Annotated in this window: 14 protein-coding genes; 3 read left to right on the top strand and 11 right to left on the bottom strand. The window is 35.8% G+C overall.

Translation table 11 applies throughout. The annotated features are described in order from the left end of the window. The first annotated feature begins 20 nt into the window (after window positions 1–20). The 3 genes from F3J23_RS01975 (at window position 21) to F3J23_RS01965 (ending at window position 3893) form a co-directional block, all read left to right on the top strand. A complete protein-coding gene (locus F3J23_RS01975; protein ID WP_167023282.1) occupies window positions 21–926 on the top strand; it encodes a DUF6427 family protein in 906 nt (301 codons plus the stop codon). A gap of 6 nt (window positions 927–932) precedes the next feature. Continuing rightward, a complete protein-coding gene (locus F3J23_RS01970) occupies window positions 933–1517 on the top strand; it encodes a DUF3109 family protein (protein WP_167023279.1) in 585 nt (194 codons plus the stop codon). Window positions 1518–1784: 267 nt separating this feature from the next. Continuing rightward, the gene (locus tag F3J23_RS01965; RefSeq protein WP_167023276.1) at window positions 1785–3893 is read left to right on the top strand and encodes a S8 family peptidase; all 2109 of its coding nucleotides are present in this window, start codon (window positions 1785–1787) and stop codon (window positions 3891–3893) included. Window positions 3894–4004: 111 nt separating this feature from the next. Here F3J23_RS01965 and F3J23_RS01960 read toward each other — a convergent pair whose 3' ends face one another. The 11 genes from F3J23_RS01960 to F3J23_RS01910 form a co-directional block, all read right to left on the bottom strand. Continuing rightward, a complete protein-coding gene (locus F3J23_RS01960) occupies window positions 4005–6821 on the bottom strand; it encodes a M16 family metallopeptidase (protein ID WP_228455248.1) in 2817 nt (938 codons plus the stop codon). Window positions 6822–6945: 124 nt separating this feature from the next. Beyond that, window positions 6946–9804 (bottom strand): M16 family metallopeptidase, encoded by a 2859-nt coding sequence (locus F3J23_RS01955; RefSeq protein ID WP_167023273.1) that lies wholly within the window; start codon window positions 9802–9804, stop codon window positions 6946–6948. 155 nt (window positions 9805–9959) lie between these two features. Next, entirely contained in the window at window positions 9960–10646 is a 687-nt protein-coding gene (locus F3J23_RS01950; protein WP_167023270.1) for a hypothetical protein, read from the bottom strand. 250 nt (window positions 10647–10896) lie between these two features. Beyond that, window positions 10897–12231, bottom strand: coding sequence for a trigger factor (locus F3J23_RS01945; protein ID WP_167023267.1), 1335 nt, complete (start codon window positions 12229–12231; stop codon window positions 10897–10899). 141 nt (window positions 12232–12372) lie between these two features. Next, complete coding sequence (locus F3J23_RS01940; protein WP_167023264.1) at window positions 12373–12954, bottom strand: hypothetical protein; 582 nt, start codon at window positions 12952–12954, stop codon at window positions 12373–12375. 19 nt (window positions 12955–12973) lie between these two features. Continuing rightward, window positions 12974–15367, bottom strand: coding sequence for a TonB-dependent receptor (locus tag F3J23_RS01935; RefSeq protein ID WP_167023261.1), 2394 nt, complete (start codon window positions 15365–15367; stop codon window positions 12974–12976). Window positions 15368–15605: 238 nt separating this feature from the next. Next, window positions 15606–15962, bottom strand: a complete 357-nt coding sequence (locus F3J23_RS01930) for a hypothetical protein (RefSeq protein ID WP_167023258.1) — start codon at window positions 15960–15962, stop codon at window positions 15606–15608. A gap of 144 nt (window positions 15963–16106) precedes the next feature. Next, on the bottom strand, window positions 16107–18035 hold the full coding sequence (locus F3J23_RS01925; RefSeq protein ID WP_167023255.1) for an ABC-F family ATP-binding cassette domain-containing protein: 1929 nt from the start codon (window positions 18033–18035) through the stop codon (window positions 16107–16109). 189 nt (window positions 18036–18224) lie between these two features. Continuing rightward, window positions 18225–19577: a T6SS phospholipase effector Tle1-like catalytic domain-containing protein gene (locus F3J23_RS01920; RefSeq protein WP_167023252.1), complete on the bottom strand. Its 1353-nt coding sequence runs from the start codon at window positions 19575–19577 to the stop codon at window positions 18225–18227. 146 nt (window positions 19578–19723) lie between these two features. Beyond that, a complete protein-coding gene (locus F3J23_RS01915) occupies window positions 19724–20401 on the bottom strand; it encodes a response regulator transcription factor (RefSeq protein ID WP_167023249.1) in 678 nt (225 codons plus the stop codon). After that, window positions 20370–21002: a sensor histidine kinase gene (locus F3J23_RS01910; protein ID WP_317167681.1), complete on the bottom strand. Its 633-nt coding sequence runs from the start codon at window positions 21000–21002 to the stop codon at window positions 20370–20372. The genes F3J23_RS01915 and F3J23_RS01910 overlap by 32 nt, the downstream gene beginning before the upstream one ends. Between the last annotated feature and the right edge of the window lie 117 nt (window positions 21003–21119).

The following is a 21119-nucleotide window of genomic DNA, read 5'->3' as shown; positions in this document are numbered from 1 at the left end:
TTTGTACAAATTTATAAAAAATGTTTAAATTACTTTCAAAAGAAAGCAATATTTTTTCAATTCCTGTTTATATTGGTTTTCTTCTTTTAGTAGTCATAATATTTAACATACTGAATTTCAACACTTACGAAGCTATTGTTGCCGGAATAACTTTTCTGGGAATTGCTTTGGGATATTTTTGTTTTCACAGTATTGCCCTTAATTATCAGACGCATCTTCCCTTGTTTTTATATACCTTTTTTATTTTCGGGTTATATCCTGGGAATCTGGATATAGGAATTGCTGTTTCACTGCTTACCAATTCATTCCTTATTTTACTCCTCACAAGCGCAGATGAGGATATCAGGAAAAAATCTTATGTACTGGTAGGTTCCATTGTTGCCCTCAATTTTATCTTCCTTCCCACTACCTGGCCAATGGCTGTTTTTGTGATTATTCACGTGATTGCCACTTCTGCCAAGATTGCATTGAATCTTTTCAGGTTTTTGCTGGGGATTGTTCTGATCACATTCAGTTATTTTTCTGTAATGTATTTTGTTCAGTTCACTTCATGGAATATTGACTATTTTCCGTTTGGAAAAATGAAACCGGTAACAGATTACACAGAATTACTGCCGTTGATTCCTGTAGTATTGATGCTTATTTATGCGGTATATGATCATTTTAAAAACTATAATAAGAAGAGTCCGATAAGCAGATATAAATATACTTTTCTACTTGTTTTTTCTGTAGCTCAGCTCATCACCATTATTCTGTATATGAATAAAAGCTATGAGTATCTGCTTCTATTAGCATTTCCGTCGAGTATTATTCTGAGCAGAATGTTGAGATTCTTACCTAAGTACTGGATGCGGGAGGCCAGCTTATGGCTTATCATTATTAGTTTACTGACCTTTAAAGCGGGTACAGTTTTTGATTTATTTTAGAAAATTATGATTCAGATAGACGATAAATTGATTTCCGAGGAAATTTTTTCCGAAGAATTTGTTTGCAACCTTACGAAATGTAAAGGTGCATGTTGTGTGGAAGGAGATGTAGGTGCTCCGTTGGATAAAGACGAGCTGGAAATATTGGACGGTATTTTTGATAAAATTAAGCCTTACCTTACTCAGGAGGGTATTAAAGCCCTTGAAGAACAGGGAACATGGACTACTGATCCACACGACGGAATGTACGTTACTCCTATGGTGGAGGACCGCGAATGTGCGTATGTGACATTCGATGAAAAAGGAATTACCAAATGTGGTATTGAAAAAGCATATGAAGACGGTGCCGTGGACTGGCAAAAACCGATTTCATGCCATCTCTACCCTATCCGTATTACTGAATATTCAGCATTCACCGCTTTGAATTATCATGAATGGAATGTATGCAGCGATGCCTGTACGCTAGGAAAAGAACTTCAGGTACCTGTTTATAAATTCTTAAAAACTCCGTTAATAAGAAAATACGGAGAAGAATTCTACACTGTTCTGAGCGAAGCTGCTGACGAATGGAAAAAAGAATATGGTTCTTAACCAGAATTTGAATTAAATAATAAAAGCCGCAGATTTTTTATCTGCGGCTTTTATTTTCTATAACTCCTTCAAAATTCTCAACTACATGTTCTTAATGTATCCCAATTTATAATACAAATTAACGGTATCTATAATATTTGATAACCGCAAAAAAAGCTACTCCTTACCAAAGCAATCTTAAATTTGTTACCACTTAGGACAGCCTGATTTTAAATACAATCATCATCAGCATTCCTAAAAAATACACGATAATTTAAAATAGAATTTATGAAAAAAAATTATTTGATTATTGGGGTTTTAAGCCTCTCATTCCTCCATGCCCAAACTGGTAATAAGGAACTCTTCGAAAAATTTGAAAGACAAAAAAAAGAAAACAGTGAAAAATTTGATGAGTACATCAAAAAACTTTCCTACTCCCGAAATGCGGATCAATCATTTATTGAAAAGGAAAAAGCAAAAAAAAACAGCCTTTCTTTTTTCTTCGATGGCAGGCCTTATTTTCTTAAAACTAATGATGAGAATCAGGTCAAGAATTCTAATAGTGATTTTCTTCAAAATGGTAACATAGCCGGCCTTCAAGGATCTTTCAATGGAGAAAATATAAAATATACTGTCTTTGATGAAGGCAGAGTATTTGAGGGACATTTTCTTTTTAATAATCTGGCCAACAGAATTGTAAATAAAGAATCGAACACACTAGACTATGGATCGCACGCAACTGCTGTTTCCAGCATTATAGGGGGAAAAGAACATAATCTACCCATTATAGTCAATGGAGTAGCAAGCAATGCTAACCTCAAAGGTATTGCCCAAAATTCCACTATTGATTCCTATGATTTCAGATCAACAACGCTTCCCGGAAATGCAAATAATACCAATGTATACCAAAAAATATTAATTGCGCAACCTAAAATTTCCAATCATTCTTATGGTCTAGATGCCGGGTGGCAGGAAAAAGATGTGAATGGACAGTCTGTCTGGGTATGGAATGGTATGTATAATCCTGCAACAGGGCAATCCCTAAGCCTATTAGGATCATACTATATTAATGATCAATATTACGATCAAATAGTGTACAACAATCCTTCCTACATCATCACAAAATCTGCAGGAAATGAATTTGGAAACGGCCCTTCAGCTAATGACCCTAACCCGCCATACTATGAGGATAACAATGGAAATCCAATCGCATTTAGTCCAGGAAGTATACTGCCTCAGCGAAACTGTGCTATGGGAGCTAACTGTATCTCTCCAGGCTCACTGGCAAAAAACATTATAGTAGTAGGAGCCACCGATATCATTGCAGGTAACGGAGGACGGTATACAGCAAGCGCAGATGTTGTACATTCTTCTTACAGCTGTGCAGGCCCAAGAGATGACGGAGCTATAAAGCCTGATATCACAGCTGTAGGAACATCTTTAAGAGCTGCAACCACAGCAGAAGATCTTATAGGAAGCCAGGAAACACTACAAGCCAGTGGTACGTCCTTTTCTTCCCCAGGCGCAGCAGGTATTATCGGGTTATGGACACAAATTAATAAGCAGCTTTTCAATGGAGCAGAACTTGATGCCGCTTCAGCTAAAACATTAACCGTTCATTCAGCAGCTGAAGCTGGAAATATCGGACCGGATGTTTTATTTGGCTGGGGATTTATTGATGCGAAAAAAGGCGCAGAATTATTGGTAGGGAAATCTAATAATAACGTACTGTTCAATAGCGAAACATTAAACAACGCCGTTCCCAATACCAAAATGGTTACAGCCTCCGGAGCTGAGCCTCTTAAAGTAACTATATCCTGGGTTGATCCTGCTTATCAGGTAGATACCAACTCACCAGACACTTTTATTGACAATCACCTATCCCGATTGGTAAATGATCTGGATTTAAGAATCATAGATACGGTTACCAATACAGTTTATTACCCTTGGAAACTTACTCTGAATAACCCTACCGCTCCTGCAGTAAAAGCTGATAATACTGTGGATAATGTAGAACAGGTAGTAATTGACGCACCAATCCCCGGGAGAAGCTACAGAATAGAAATAGGGAATAAAGGTGCCATAAATTCACAAAATTACTCCATTCTGGCAACAGGATTCAGCGGACAGGTACTGGCAACCGGAGAAGTGGTATCAAAAGACAATGATGTTACCATTGTTCCTACTATTACTAAGGATGTTACCCAAATACTGAAAGCTTCCAAATATTCGGAATTCAGTGTTTACGATATGTCCGGAAAGAAATTGCAAAGTGGTGTAATAAACGGAGATGAAACAGCAGTAAACCTGTCTCATTATGCTAAAGGAATTTACATTATTGAAGTTAAAACAAAAGATCATCGTTCCATATCTAAAAAAATAATAAAAACAGAGTAAGTCAAAATTTGCTGTATTGCATTCATATAAACTATTCTTCTAAATGAAATAGGCTGGTATTCTACCAGCCTATTTCTATTATTATCAGTAATTCTAATATTTACTTTGGATTTACTTTCCTGCTTTTTCCCATCCGTCTTCCGGCATCAGCATCGCTATAATACGTCCTTTTGTAAGGTATTTCTTAGCAACACCCTGGAGGTCTTTCACCGTAAGAGCCTTTACTTGGTCCCGATAATTCAGAATATCATATTTATCACTTCCCTCCAGCTGATTTCTGGTAAGTTCATTCAGCCAGACTGAATTGTTTTTAAGACCTGTATCATAATCATTATATTCTCCTTCTTTATATTTATCAAGATCCTTCTGCTCAGGTCCGTTATCTATTAGTTTCTGGATCTCAGCAATAGCGCTTTTTGTAAGCTTTTCTGCATTTTCCGGTCCGCAAGGGAAGTTAAAATAAAATTTATAATAAGAGAAAGGAACTTTTCCTGCATACCCTTTGGCTTCTCCTGAATAAATTCCACTTTCATCTTCTCTCAGTTTTTCAGTCATTTTAATGGATGCTATTTCCCCTAATGCGCTTAAGGCCAGGACATCTTTTTCTATATAAGGAGCTAAAGTAGTATAGGTAATTGTGACCAAACTTTTAGGATCTTTTCCCTTTTTATAAACTTTAGTATAATCTCCTACAACCTGTCTGTAGCCATCATCTTTAAAAGTTGCTGTTTTTCCCGTGGAAGGCAAACTTGCAATATACTGTAACACCTCTTTTCTCAATTCATTTTCTTCTATATTACCTACAAAATAAAAGTGAAAGTTTCCGGCATTGGCAAATTTAGCTTTAAAAATGCTATACAACTTTTTATAATCTACATTCTCCCAATCTTTTTTAGAAGCTTTTGCATTGGTAAATCTTGGATTTTTTTGATTTAAAAATTTAAGATGTTCGTTAAAAAAATAATATTGAGGATTTGATTCATAATTTGCAGAAGCTGTTATTGCTTTTTCTTTATAGGCATTAAATGCTTTTTCATCAAAGTTCATTCCTGTAAAAATAGCATAAATGAATTCCATTGCGAGATCAAGGTCTTTTTTTGAAGAATTTCCCGAAATTCCTTCTGACAGCTCATTAACATAAAAACTGGCTGATGCATTTCTTCCTGCTCCATAATTGTTAAGATCATTTATGGACAAACCGTTCAGTCCCGCCTGTAATAATCCAGGAAAGGCAAACTGTGTTTTTAAATAATCTTCATCCGATATCAGAGACGTTCCGCCTAAGCTAACTGCATTAAATACGATTTCATCATCCTTAAAGTTTGTTTTTTTAAATGTTACTTTTGCTCCATTGCTTAATGTCCAAGTCGTAGTTCCTAACTTTACATCATTTTCCGTTTTTACAATTTTTCCTTCTGAAACAAATGGTTTTACCAGATTTTTAATCGCTCCGTTTTTTTCATAAGGTTTCAGGTTGGCTAATTTCACTGCATTTATTGTTTCCAAAACTTCAGATTCAGTAATTTTTTTTGTGTTCGCTTTCTCCGGACCTGTCAGAATGATCACTCTATTCTCATCTTTCATCATTTTTCCTATTACCTCATTGGTTTGCGTAAGGGTAATTTTAGGTATAAATGATTTTACATTTTCATAGCCCCAGATGATTCCCGGAATAGGTTCTTGTTCAAGGAAATTATTTACATATTCTCCTACCCATGCATCACTTTCTATTTTATCACGGTTGTTATAGGTAATTTCTGCTCCAGAGAGCATATTGGCTTTTGCATCGTCAAGTTCCTGTTGAGTAAACCCAAATCTCTTCGCTCGTTCCACTTCTTCCAAAAGAGCTTTCAGGGCCACAAGCTGATTACCATCTTTGGTTTGAGCACCTCCTTGAAAAGCCTTCTTATCTTTCACATAATTATCTCCATAATAAACAGATCCTGAGATAAATGGCGGATCATTAGAATTAATAAGTTCACTCAATCTATGGTTCAGCATGATCATAGAAAGATTTTCTATAATACTTTGATCATATTGCTCAACAGTTGCATCAGGTTTATAAGGTTCTGAATCTTTTATAACAAAATGTACGGTAGAGCTTGTAGCATCGGGATCTGTTTCTATTGCAACCAAGGTTTCTTTGTGATTGGGTAAGCTAAAAATTTTTCTTTCTCTTGGATTTGGAGGATTCTTATATTTACTAAAATTATCTTTAATCTTCTTTTCCACTTCGTCTACATTAATATCTCCTACCACAATGAGTGCCATGAGATCAGGTCTATACCATTCTTCTTTAAATTTCCTCAGTGCTTCCGGTTTAAAATTTGTGATTGATTCATTACCTCCCCCTATATTTCTCTTCAAATAATGAGAATTATACAATAGTTTCGGAAGGTATTTATCCTCCATTCTTTTTCCAGCACCAAGCTTATTCCTTATTTCTTCTAAGACAACTCCTCTTTCTTTATTGATCTGCTCATCTGAAAGAGTGGCATTAAAAGCCCAATCTTCCATTACCTTAAGCCCTATATCCAGATTTTCCGGATTATTTAAAGGAACGGGAAGCATATATACAGTTCTATCAAAACCTGTACTTGCATTAATATGCTGACCAAATTTTATCCCGATAGACTGCAAAAAATCTATCAATTTATTATCCGGAAAATTCTTGGTTCCATTGAAGTTCATATGCTCCATAAAGTGAGCTAATCCTTTCTGATTTTCATCTTCAAGAATAGATCCGACATTGATTGCCAGGCGGAAATCCACTTTCTTTTCCGGAGTTGTATTTTTCCTGATATAGTATTTCATTCCATTGGAAAGTGTTCCAATTTTTACAGCGGGATCTACCGGCAGACTTTGCCCAAAGAAATGAGTAACAGCCAGAATAAGGGCTGCCCATGAGAACAATCTTTTTTTCATCATTTTACTTGTTTTGTGTCTCAAAATTAATTAATTATATTCATTTTACAAAAGCTTTAAGATGACTTTTTTCAACAAGAAAGCCGCAGATTGATCTGCGGCTTTATGTTTATAAATAGTAAAAAGATTATTGTTTTACGACCGTAGCACCTGCTACCTCTGCTTTTGCATCAGTCTTTTTGGCGCTTTCCCAGCCGTCTTCCGGCATCAGCATAGCTACTATACGACCTTTAGTAAGATATTTCTTGGCAACATCCTGAAGATCTTTTACAGTAAGTGCTTTTACTTTATCCTGGTAATTAAGAATATCATACTTATCACTTCCATCCAATTGGTTTTTAGCAATGGCATTCATCCAGAACATATTGTCTTTAAGCTCCGTTTTATTATCATTGTATTCTCCTTCTTTATACTTATCCAGATCTTTTTGTTCAGGACCTTTGTCGATCAGCTTCTGAAGTTCAGCAATTGCACTTCTTGTAAGTTTTTCAGCATTTTCAGGGCCACAAGGGAAGTTGATACCAAAACTGTATGTTCCGTAAGGGACTTTGTTCATTCCTCCTCTTGCTCCACCGCCATAGATACCGCTTTCATCTTCTCTTAATTTTTCAATGACCTTGATGGTTGCAACTTCTCCAAGAGCAGATAATGCTAGAGCTTCTTTTTCATTGTAAGGAGCTTCTCCGCTGTAGGAGATAGACACCATACTCTTAGGATCTTTTCCTTTTTTGTAGATTTTAGTGTATTCTCCTGTAATGGTTCTGTATCCTGTATCTTTAAATGAAGTTGCTTTTCCTGATGAAGGAAGACTTGCAATGTATTGAAGCACTTCATCTTTAAACTTTGCTTCATCAATATTTCCTACGAAATAAAACTGAAAGTTCCCGGCATTGGCAAATTTATCTTTATAGATATCATACGCCTTTTTATAATCTGTATTGGCCCAGTCTTTTTCCATCGGGAATACACCGATAAATCTAGGATTCTTCTGGTTCATGAATTTCGCATGTTCATTGGAGAAATACGCCTGCGGATTAGACAGCAGGTTATTTAGCATTGCTGACTGCTTTTCTTTGTAGGCATTAAAAGAAGCCGGATTGTAATTAAGACTTGTAAAGTATGCATACATAAGTTCCATAGCTGTACTTAAATCCTTTTGAGTTGTTCTTCCTGAAATACCTTCAAAAAGAGAAGTAACCATAGGATTTACTCCCACCTGCTTCCCGGCAAGATAGTTGGTAAGATCAGCTTTGGAAAAACCTCCTACTCCTGCTTCAGACAATGCAGAGAACGCAAATTGTGTTTTATTGTAATCTGCATCCGGAATTAGAGAGCTTCCCCCTAAGCTTCTTGCTGTGAACACGATCTCATCATCTTTAAAGTCAGTTTTTTTGAAAGTTACTTTCGCTCCGTTGCTCAATGTCCATGTTGTAGTACCTAATTTGGCATCTGTTTCCGTTTTAGCAATTTTCCCTTCAGATTTGAAAGGCTTTACCAAGTTTTTGATAGTCTCTTTTTCTTCGTACGGCTTAAGGTCTGCCATTTTTACGGCATCAAAAGTGTTCAGAACCATGGCTTCCGTCGGCATAGTTACATTGTCTTTTTTAGGACCTGTTATAACGATAACCCTGCTGTCATCCTTTACCATTTTTTTGATTATCTCATTCGTCTGTGCAAGGGTAACGGATGGCAGGAAAGATTTAGTATCTTCATATTCCCAGGTAATTCCCGGCATTGGTTCCTTCTCCAGAAAGTTCCTTACATACTCATCTACCAGCATTCCACTTTCTGTCTTGTCTCTGTTGTTATAAGATCTTTCAAGATTGGAAAGAACCTGAGATTTTGCTCTGTCCAGTTCAGATTGTGTAAATCCGAATCTTTTTGCTCTTTCAACTTCTTCCAGCAAAACTTTCAATGCATTAAGCTGATTTCCTTCTTTCACCATTGCGAACCCCTGGAAAGCTTCTTTACTTCTTGCATAAGTTCCTCCGTGATAAACAGATCCAAAAGTAAAAGGCGGGTTGGTAGAATTAATTAATTCTCTTAATCTGTTATTTAGCATAGTGGTTGAAAGATTTTCTACAAGGCTTTGGTTGTACTGCTCAACAGTTACATCCGGCTTATAGGCATCTGCATCTTTCATAATGAACTGCACCATAGAATTGGTAGCATCCGGATCTGTTTCAACAGCTACCAGAGTTTCTTTATGATTCGGAAGGTCAAAAGATTTTCTTTCTCTCGGTTTTGAAGGATTTTTATATTTACTGAAATTGTCTTTGATTTTCTTTTCTACTTCATCTACATTGATGTCTCCTACAACAACAATGGCCATCAGATCCGGTCTGTACCAATCCTGGTGGAATTTTCTGATCACATCCGGTTTGAAGTTTTCCAGTACATCTTTCTTACCAATCGGAAGTCTCTCGGCATATTGGGATTTATATAAAAGTTTAGGAAGATATTTATCCTGCATTCTTTTGTCTGCACCAAGACCAAGTCTCAATTCTTCCAGTACCACTCCTCTTTCTTTATTTATTTGTTCATCAGACAAGGTTGCATTGAATGCCCAGTCCTCCATTACTTTCAGGCCGGCATCAAGATTTCCCGGTTTGTCTAACGGAACAGGAAGCATGTACACCGTTTCATCAAAGCTGGTATAGGCATTAAGGTGCTGCCCGAACTTCACTCCGATGGACTGAAGAAAGTCTACTAATTTATTATCTGGGAAGTTTTTGGTTCCATTGAAGTTCATGTGCTCCATAAAGTGAGCTAATCCTCTTTGATTTTCATCTTCAAGAATGGAACCGGCATTGATTGCCAGGCGGAAATCTACTTTTTTCTCAGGTAATGTGTTTTTTTTGATATAGTACTTCATTCCGTTGGAAAGCGTACCGATTCTTACAGAAGGATCCACCGGGATATTCTGTCCAAAAGCATTGGCAGACATCAAAAAGATAACCGCAAATGAAGAAAGAACTTTTTTCATGGTATTTGATTTTATTTACGGGCTAAAACTACCAATTATTCACAAACTGAAGAAGTGTTTAAAATTCATTTCATAGTTAAATTTGAGTTAAAGTTATTGAACATATATTAAAAAACCGGGAAATACCCGGTTCTAATATATTTAAAAAGCGATTTTTATTTAAAATCTGCATCCGTAACTCCTGAGTTGAGAACAATTTTAGTGGTTTTGATATTCATCTTTTGCCCACCTCCTTCAGCTTCTACATCAGCAGGAAATTGTAGTCCGTCTACTGTCATATAACTTTTCATCATTGCGCTTCCTTCTGGTGCAGCAGTTTTATACAAAAGCCCGGTTCCTGCATCAAAATAAAATTTTCCTTTATCAGAAGCTAGTACGTTGTAGTCTTTCCCATCGAGCTTCTCTGTGGAAACTTCTTTGAAATTAGCAAAATCGAATGCCAGCGCATCTACCGGTTTTCCTTTTTTCAATTCTGCGATCTTATCTGCAGGAATGTCAATTTTAGTTCCCATCTGGTCAAAATATCCTTTCTCGCCGTCAAAAAGCTGGATCATTTCTTTCCCCATCAATGATTGTACAGATTTGAACTTATTTCCTAATTTCTTAGTGGTCATTTTAATTTCCATACCCTGTACACTTACCGTGTTATCAGTAATGGTTGATTTGATAGCTTCTAATTTATCTTTTCCACCTAATGCCTTGAAATAATTATCAATAACTTCTTTAGGCGTCAGTTTTGAAGCTACAGCTTCTGTTTTAGCAGATGCAGCCCCTTTTTTCTGGGCAGCTGCCGGTACTGAGAAAAGCACAGCACAGAAAAACGGAATGATGATCTTTTTCATATTTACTATAAAATTTAGAAGGTAAATATAGGAATATTGACGGACATATATCATACGTGGGAAATAATTAATCAACAATAGATGAATAACCTGATATGAACTTGAATAAAGAATTTTTAAAACACTATTGAATATTCCGGTTCACGAAAGTATTTCATTCCGTGTTATATACAAATGGTTATATCTGGTAGTATTCAACAAAAAAACCGTCAAAAAATTGACGGTTTCCAATATTTATATCTGAGTATAATTATTTTTTAAGCTCTTCTAAAAATTCGTCGTGAGAAATTTTAGTTTCTTTTTTGCTTGCTTTTTCAAGAATTACATCTTTCAATTTAGCCATAGCTACTTCAGAAGAGATCTGTCTTACCTGTTCCTGATCTTTCAACATCTCAACAGCATATTTTTGGATTTCTTCATCACCTAAGTGGTGGATTCCGTAGATTGCCAATTGGTTTTTCACCAACTGCTCAGCCTGTGCTAATACATCAGCATAGTCTAGGTTGATTTCGTTATCAGTCATCAATTTACCTTCGATGATCTGGTATCTCAACTGGCTTTTCTCAGCTTCAAGAATTTCTTTAGCCTGATCTTCAGACTGGATGTTCTGGTTAGAGAATAGTAACCACTTCACAAGGAAGTTTTCAGGAAGTTTCACTTCTTCCTTATCTGTTACCTGCTCCAATACTTTATTCACAAAGTGAACGTCAGCATTCTGCTGGAAATATTCATCTAATTCAGTTTTTACTTTGTCTTTTAGTTCGTCTTCAGACTTGATGTTTCCTTCTCCGTAAACTTTGTCGAAAAGCTCCTGGTTAAGTTCAGCTAAGTTCAAAGAATAGAAGTCTTTTACTTTTACTTCCACTTCATTGTGGTGTAAGTGCTCAACTTCTTCTTTACCGAATCCTAATTCTTTAGCTAATTCTTCGTCACCAGCAAGAGTTTCTTTCGTTACTTTTACAGATCCGTCCATTTTCAACCCTTTTACCAATTTGAAAGCTTCTTTGTTTTCAGCAGTAATGGTAAGGTTTTTTGGGTGGTGGTGGTGCTCTCCTTCAGCATCTTCTTCTACAACCTGAGAAACTTCTAAAGCGATATAAGAATCTTTAGTGATTTTATCTTGAGGAACCTGCTCAGCGAAACGCTTCTGCATGTTTTCAATGCTCTTGTTAATTTCTTTATCAGAAGCTTCTACTTTATAGTGAGGTGCTTCATATTTAGCTAAATCTATAGTGAATTCAGGCTCATAACCTACTTCGAAAGCAACTTCTAACTGATCAGCATTGTAATCTAATTCGTTTACTGGCTGTGGAATAGGCTGACCAACTAATCTTAATTTGTTTTCATTAACATAGTTGTTCAAAGCATCAGAAACCTGTCTGTTGATTTCTTCAAATGCAATACCTGCTTCATATTGTTTTTTAACCATACTCAAAGGCACTTTCCCTTTTCTGAATCCAGGAACTTGCGCATTTTTAGCATAATTAATCAATTGCTTCTCTACTTTTTCTTTGTAGTCAGATTTTTCCAATGTTACTGTAAGCAATGCACTTACATCATCATGGTTTTGTGCGGTAACCTTCATTATTGATTAAAATTTTAGGTTGCAAAAATAGGAATTTTTTATGAAAATCACCCATTTAAAATCAACTTATAACGCCAAATATTGTTAAATAAAAAACCACCGGAAATTCCGATGGTTTTGTTAACAAGACTAAAAGATATATTAATTAATAATATTATAGGTTGCCTGTGCATCTGTTTCACCTCCTGTATGCGTTCCGTATACAACACCGTTTCCACTCACAGCAGAAGCTTCAGAAACTGTTACCGACTCATGGAATAACGTAAGAACCAACTGACTAGGTGCAGAAGTATTTTTCACAGCAGTATTTACCACCCATTTTGTTTTCAAACCAACACGATTTCCATCTCCTCTTGTGAAATCATCTGTACGTGTTAAAGTAATATCTGAGTTTGGAAAGTTGTACACCAGAAAATGTGCATCTTTTGCAGTTTTAATTTCCTCAGTAGCATCGTCATTACCATTTTTGAAAAGTACCTCTACATTATAGGTATGGCCATTGATTAATTTAATATTCGGATTGGTTGTACTATTCACCTGATAATCATAAACTACCGCAGCTCCCCCAGCAGCATCGGTTACTCTTAAGAGAACATCAGAAAGTTCTTCCTGAGGAAGATCATCTGCCTCATCATCACTTCTGTTACATGAAGTTAAGCTTAAAGAAACAGCTAAGAATAAAAGTCCTAAGATAAGGGTCGTATTTTTAAAAATATTTTTCATTTTTTTTGATTTTAAGTAATTAAAATTGATATTTAAGAGTTAAAATAAAGTTTCTTCCCGTTTCGTTGGAAAAGAAACGAAGCCTGTTCAGATAATCTCTGTAAGACGTATTAAATACATTTCGAACTGAAAAATCAATTCCGAAATTTTTAGACAGATTCACCCCTGTCTGAAGGTTCCAAAGCGAATATCCGCTCGGAGGCGTAGAAATATCCACTTCCTGATTGTATGGATTTCCGTCTGAATCAAATAATCTGATCGGGACGTTATAAACTGGAAACCTTGTTTGCTTTAAATAGGTATTGTTACTTACTGTAAAATAAAAGTTTTTCCATTCTTTTTTACTGAATTCCAATGAATTATTAAAATTCGGAGGCATCATCAAAATAAGAGGTACATCATGTGTTAAATCTTGTCCATATACATATGATCCCCTTCCTTTATACTCAAGGTTATCTGTAATTTTAAGCTGAACATCTAGATCCACTCCATACATTTTTGCATCAACCTGCTCATAACTGTACTCTACAAAAGCCCCACCCCATTGTGTATTCTGATATCCTGTAGGAATTTGATTGATGAAATTCTTAGTATAAAAAAAGTAAGGGTTTACTGAAATATTCAATCCTTTTAAAACATTTGCTTTTACATCAGCAACTAAGTTAAACTGATTTCCTGTTTCATTTTTCATTCTCATATTTCCTCTTTCAATAATTGCTGCCGAGTGGTGAAGCCCGTCTGCAAAAAGTTCTGCAATATTCGGAGATCTTGAAACTCTGGCATAATTAAATTTCAGATCAAAATATTCAGACGGATGGTAAACAATTCCTCCGTTCAATGAAATATTATTGTAAGTTAAAGATGGTTTTGTAAGAATTCTGTTCTGGTTTATTCTTACCACAAAATTTGAATAATCTGCGGCATAGGTTTTATTCCAGTCGCTCAGATCATACCATTTTGTTACATCATAATGGTCATAATCATATCTTCCTCCCAATTCCATATCCAGTTTGGGAGCAATTTTATATTTTAATACAGAATAAATTCCTGCATAATATCTGTCGTAATTCGGAACAAGACGTCTTGCTTCAGTTTGAGTATTGGAATAATTGTTTTGATAACCTGCATTAATTCCTGTTTCAAGATTCCACTTTCCTCTTTCTATCAGGTGATTAATATTCAGATCGTTGGTGATCAGTTCAAGATCCAGTGCCGGTTTTTTACTCAGCTCTTCTGTACGTCTGATATCATATTCTTTTCTATGATTGTACTGAAAACTGTAAGTAGCTGTGACCTTTCCGAAATTTTCAAACCTTTTATAGGCAGAAACTTTAGCAATATGATGCTCAATTTCCTGTTTTGGGTTATCAATATTATAACTAAAATCTCTCTGATAGATTGGTTCCGGCGCTGTAAGAGCTGCAAGTAAATCCTCGGAACTCCCTACGTGAGAGCTTCTAAGAATTCCTATGCTGCTTTTTGTCAGATAATAGTCAAAAGAAAATCCTTTTTCAAAGGTCATCTTTTGAACTCCGAAATTAAATCCTGAACTTTCAAGCCCTGTATTCATTAAGCCATAATCCGGAGCTTCAAGATCACCAAGTTTCTTATAACTTCCATTGGTTTTTACTGCCCATCCGTTTTCCCAGGTTTTTGCCAGTTTTACATTAAGATCTGCACCTCTTCCATTGGAAATTCCGGAAAGAGAAACATTTCCCATAATGGTATCTTTCTTAGGTAAAACCTGAGGCTGTAAAACGACTACGCCACCTATGGCACCGCTTCCATACTTCAGCGCAGATGCTCCTTTTATAACATCAATATGTTCAAAATTGTTAACATCTACATTCGGAGCATGCTCTACCCCCCATTCCTGTTCAGCCAGCTTTACTCCATCATTAAGAATGGACACTCTACTTCCGTAAAGCCCATGGATAATAGGTTTTGTAATATTATTCCCTGTTTTAAGAACATTTACACCTGAGACATTGGTTAATAAATTCCCTAAGTTTTCAGTAACATTTCGGGAAATCATTGATTTGTCAATGGTCTTCACCACCATGCTTCCATTATTCTTATGACTTCCATGAATCGTTACAGTCTCAATATCTTTCACATGATGCTCCAGTATAATCGACACATGCAAATCCTTATCAACTCCTATATTTTCAGTATAATCATTGCAATCAGGATGTTGGGCAATGAGTGTATACTTCCCTGCAGGGATTTTATCAAAGGAAAATGTTCCTTTGTTATCTGTTTTAGCTGTAAATTTTCCGATCTTAATAACGGCATTTTCAAGCATTGTTTTATCATGAAAATCCTGAACGGTTCCTTGTACAGTATAATTTTTTTGTGCACTTGTAAATACTGATCCACAAAAGATCAGCAGCAGGCAATATATCAATTTCATTGTAAATAGATTGATTGCGTACCCTTTTAATAGGTACATTTTCGTTAAAATTTGTGGGTAGGGTTTATACTTAACCGTACAATGTAAAAGAATCATGTCTTAATGAGAAATCGAAGTTCGAAATCAGCATCAGGTAATTAAATATCAATTACAGACGATCAGTTGTTTTCCAACAACTTTAAACTTTAAGCATTGAACTTTAAAGTACTACACTTTAAACCCTATAGAATCTGAGAAATTATGAAATTGCGGGCGGTCCCCGAAGTTGAAAGGTGAATTTGGTCTGAGACCAGATTTTCTCCTGAATGGCAATGATCTGTTTTACTTCATGAGAATAATGATCAAAAGTAAAACTGAACTCCTCAGGAGCTAAGGTGTGCCCGGTAGCCAGAAAATGGCAGGCCAGACAGTCGCCAGCTTTCTCTTTAGCAACAGTTTTCGTTACCGTATTTTCTGTTTTTTTAAGATGAAATGCCTTAAAATAGTCAACAGAATCATGGTGGTGAAAACTTTGAGAAAGCAGAGCGAGGAAGTACACTCCAAACAATAGCTTGGAGATAAAACTCTTTAAATTTCTGCTTTCTTTAAAAATCATGGTTCAAAATTATGAAAATAATTTAATTGTTTCCTTAAACTTTTATTAAATTACTTTGCAACTACGGATAATAAGTAGCGATGAAAAGGATTCTGTTACAAAAAATGCTTCATAATTTCCAGTTATGAAGCATTCTTATTTGATTTAATCAAGCTGGGTTCCAAGATATTCCCATTCCTGTAAAGCAGTATCCAGTTCTTCCTTCGCCTGATTGTACTTCTCTAAAGTTTCATCAGAAGGATTTTCTTTGGCAAATGAAGCTTCCATTTCTTCTACTTTCGCCTCAAGCTCGGAAATTCTCTCCTCTACTTTCTTGATCTTATTCTGTATATTTTTTTGTTCTTTGCTGACAATATTAGAAGTCTGACTGTTGCTGACAACAGGTTTTTCTTCAGCTTTCTTAGGCTCTGCCTTTACTTCATTATGAAGTTTAGCTTTTTCCGCAGAGATTTCTCTGATGGTTTCCTTTTGTCTGTATTCAAGATATTCGTTGATATCTCCAAGGAATTCTTTCATTTTCCCGTCACGGAATTCGTAGATCTTGTCACAAAGCCCCTGCAGGAACTCTCTGTCGTGAGAAATTACGATCAATGTCCCTTCAAAGTTCTGTAATGCCAGCTTGATAATTTCCTTAGACTGAATATCAAGGTGGTTGGTAGGTTCGTCCATAATCAGCGTATTGAAAGGACGAAGCAACAATTTACAAAGAGCCAGACGGTTTCTTTCTCCTCCGGAAAGGACTTTTGTTTTCTTTGACACTGCATCTCCCTGGAATAAGAAAGATCCTAATAGGTCTCTTACTCTAGGTCTTGTCTCTTCTGTAGCCGCATCTTCTGCTTCTTCAAGAACCGTTTTGTTCGGAGTTAAAACTTCTTCCTGATTCTGAGCGAAATATCCGATGTTCACATTATGCCCAAGATTCCATGCTCCTGAATAATCTTTGATATCTCCTGCTAAAATTTTAGCCAGAGTTGTTTTTCCTTGTCCGTTCTGTCCTAAAAGAGCAATTCTGTCTCCTCTCTGAACGATAAAATCTACATCATCAAAAATTTGTTTCTGACCATAAGCTTTTCCAAGATTTACCGCTTCAAAAATAACTTTCCCCGGAACCATAGATTGTACGAAACGAATGTTGAATTTTGAAACGTCTTCATTATCCACTTCAATACGTTCTATTTTATCTAATTTTTTAATAAGCGACTGTGCAAAAGATGCTTTTGTAGCACTTGCACGGAACTTATTAATATTGTCTTCCATCTGCTTGATCTCCGCGTCCTGATTCTTTTTGGCCTGAATCAGTTTTTCACGGCGGTCTTCTCTCATGATCAGATATTTGGAATAGTTGGCTTTATAATCGTCAACTTTTCTATTGTTAATATCGAACGTTCTGTTACACACAGCCGTCATAAACTGTTTATCGTGGCTTACCAGAACAATAGCTCCTGGATAATCTTTCAGGAAGTTCTCCAGCCAGATGATAGATTCCATATCAAGGTGGTTGGTAGGCTCATCGAGAAGCATAATGTCATTCTTTTGAAGAAGTAATTTTGCCAATTCAATTCTCATTCTCCATCCTCCTGAAAATTCGTCGGTAATTTTTTGGAAATCATCCGCTTTAAATCCCAAACCGAACAGAACTTTTTCCATGTCACCTTCAAGATTGTAGGCATCATGGTTCATCAAAAGGTCATTCAGCTCGGTCATTTTATTAATCAGATCTGTGTAGGAATCACTTTCGTAATCGGTTCTTGTAGCCATTTGGTGATTCACTTCTTCAAGCTCATTTTTCCAAGCATTAATTTGCTCAAAAGCCTGCATTGTTTCATCCCAAACGGTTCTTCCTTTTACAAAATCAAGATCCTGCTTCAGGAAACCGATGGTAATACTTCCTTCAGTTACCACTTCTCCTTCATAGAAATTAATTTCTCCAGAAAGCATTTTCAATAAAGTGGATTTCCCCGCTCCATTTTTACCTACCAGACCTACTTTATCATCCTTTTTAATGGTGAAATTTACATTTTGAAATAAATAATTTCCTGAATGATGTAATCCTAAACTTTGAACCGAAAGCATTTTAATTAATAATTAGTAATGAATAATGAATTTTCGCCGGCAAAAATACGGAAAAAGAAATGAATAGCCCAGAAATAAAAAAAAGGGTTCTGAGAATAACTGCTTCGGATTAAAAAATTTAATGATAAAAAAAGAGGACATCCCTCAGAATGCCCTCTAACCTAAATTTAAAACTGAGAAGTAATGACACTAATTATTGATTTGATTTAATTTACTTGCAGCAGGAGTTTTCAGAATGGAACGAACCCAAATATCATTGTTAGGTACATTGGTTCCGTAAAGAAAATCTGCTACAAAACTATCTTCAGGCAGATGAAGTTCCACAGAAAGTCTTGTATGGCTATCCTGATTCACAGTAGTTCTGCTGGAAACATTTAATCCGTTGTTGATCAATTCTGCATTGATCTCCTGTTCGTTTCTTCTTTCGAAACTGTTGCTGTACAACCCGAAATTGGCAGAAATATGGGTATAATCAGCAAACATGCTGAAATCATACACGGGTTTTCTGCTTATAGAAAAATCTTTTACATACTCTTTCAGCTTGGTATCAAACCGGTTGAGTAAAGGATGTTTATTATTATCGATCCCAAAAAAGATTTCATGATCTAAATTAAAAACATCTGAAATTGTATTGGTTTCTTCCAGCATCAGTTTTCCATAGACTTTTGAAAGATCATTATATACTTTATCCCGACACACATATGCCTGTGAAAAAGTATCTCCTTTCTCAATTTTATATTCAGAAAGTAGAGCGTCCCATATCTTATCTCCTTCCCCATTGGTTTTTGCATTTTTTATATCCGAAATATAATCCTGCAAATCAGCGGTATTTACAAAATCTGTGGAAATATAAACAGACTGTGGACCTTCAAGATATCCTCCTCCGATATCTGCATGAGCTCCCGGCACAAAAATCTCCTTCCATATGGCATTTTGATTTTCCATTTTTTGATCCTGCATTGCTTTTGAATTTTCAAAAAAGCCGGTAAGCGGAAAAAAGAAACGGCATTCATTTACTGCACAAATATGCAAAGCATTCTCAACCTGAACAGATATTCCCAGATTATAGGTATTGAACGGCTTTGATTCCACCGTATCAAAAGCTCCTAAAAATTTAATTTTACAATTTCCAAACGCATGATAAGAAAGAAGCTGATTGCATAAGGTTCTTGCCAGCATTCCTCCTCTTCCGAATCCATATACATAAAAATGGTACTCCGCTGTTCTGTCTTGAATAATATGCTTTACAAAATCCGCAGCTTTCTGAAGCTTATCATCGGATGAATATCCGTTATCATACGGTGGATTAGCACATGTGGCCATCGCAAAATTATTATCTTCCTGACCGGTTAAGGTTCCTATTCCTTCGATATATATTTTTTCATCCCCATTAAATACACTGTATAATTTATAAATATTGGTAAAGGCGCCATAGTAGCTTTCATTATTATTCAACGGTTTATCCGGTGAAAGAACATTTACCCCATTATTTCCTGTACCGTCAAAGAAAATCCCGACGGAAATCACTCTACTGCCATTCATGTTTTGTTTATTTTATTACAGATCCTGTATGTGTTTTGTTTTTATTAAAATCTCTAAAAGAGATATTTCAAAATAACATAAGAAAAATAAGCTTCACTAGAGTGGAAAGTACTAAATAAAAAATTCCGTATTTCTACGGAATCAATTTATATTTTTTCGAGAGCATAAATATTATTGACAATGGCGTAAATTACTATTCCTACTGTATTTTTAGCTCCTATCTTCTCAAGAATACGCTGTCTGTGACTTTCTACGGTTCTCGGACTGATAAAGAGCTTCTCTCCTATTTCATTATTGGTAAACTCCTGGCAGATCAGCTTTACAACGTCTTTTTCTCTTTCAGATAGTTCATCCTCTGTTTCAAAGAGAGAGTTTTTCTTGGCTGTACTGTTCATATAGGTAAACAGCATCTGATGGTCCTCAGCAGTGAAAAAAACTCCGTTTTTATCTACCATGGTAATGGCATCAATAAAGGTTTTTTTGTTCGAATTCTTAGGAAGGAATGCAGACACTCCCAATTTAACCATATACCCAAGAATAGAGGTTTTATAATGGGATGACAGAATGATAATTTTAATCTCCGGATATTTCTCCTTTAGAATTTCTACCAGTTCAAAACCGTTCATAGGTTTCATCTGAACATCTACCAGGGCAATATCAGGAAATTCATCTTCTGAAAGTTTTCCCAATGATTCTATAAAATCGGGGCCGTTGTCTGATGTAAGGCAGACCGAGATGTTCTCTTCATTGGACAGCAGCATTTTTACCCCTTCAAGGATCAGCTGTTCATCATCAATCAGTGCTAGTTTGATTTGGGAACTCATGATGTTTTGGAATTTTAATAATTAAACGACTTCCTTTATTTAAAAAAGTTTTTTTCCATTTGTGGGTGGCATTCATTGATTTGATACGGGATTCAATATTCTTAATTCCCATTCCTTTTTTAACCTCTTCATATTCAAATCCCTGTCCGTTATCTGAAATAACAACGGCCATATTTTCAGGATAATCTTTAATATAGATCCAAAGATCTGTGGCATCAGAATGCTTGATTACATTGGTGGTAAACTCCTGAATGATTCTGTAAAGCTGTACTTCTACAAAAAGATCTTTCTTTTCATAACCGGGCATTACCTGCAGAGAAATATTGATTTTGTGGGAAAGGTTGGCTATTAATTCCTCCACGTACAAAACCAGTCCTACGGATTCCAGGTTTACGGGATATAGTGAATGAGAGATACTTCTGGCAGCATCAATCAAAGAAGACATCTGGCTGTAGATATTTTTTTTGATCAACTCGTCACCCTGTGTATCAAGATTATTCAACCATAAAGAAAGAATATTGAGCCTGTTTCCAATATCATCATGAATCATTACTGCAATACGTTTTCTTTCTTCTTCCTGAGCTTTGATATTCTCCAGCACCAGTTTTTTCTGATGAAGAACTTCCGCCTCATGCTGTACGTTTTTTTCTTTTATAATTCTGGTAATAAACGCTCTGTAAGCCAGTAAAATAAAGGATACTATAATTGCTATGGTAAC

It is taken from the genome of Chryseobacterium sp. Tr-659, from assembly GCF_011752975.1.
Taxonomy (GTDB): Bacteria; Bacteroidota; Bacteroidia; order Flavobacteriales; family Weeksellaceae; genus Chryseobacterium.
Note: the sequence above shows the minus strand (reverse complement) of the source record. Positions and strands in the feature narration are given on the sequence as shown.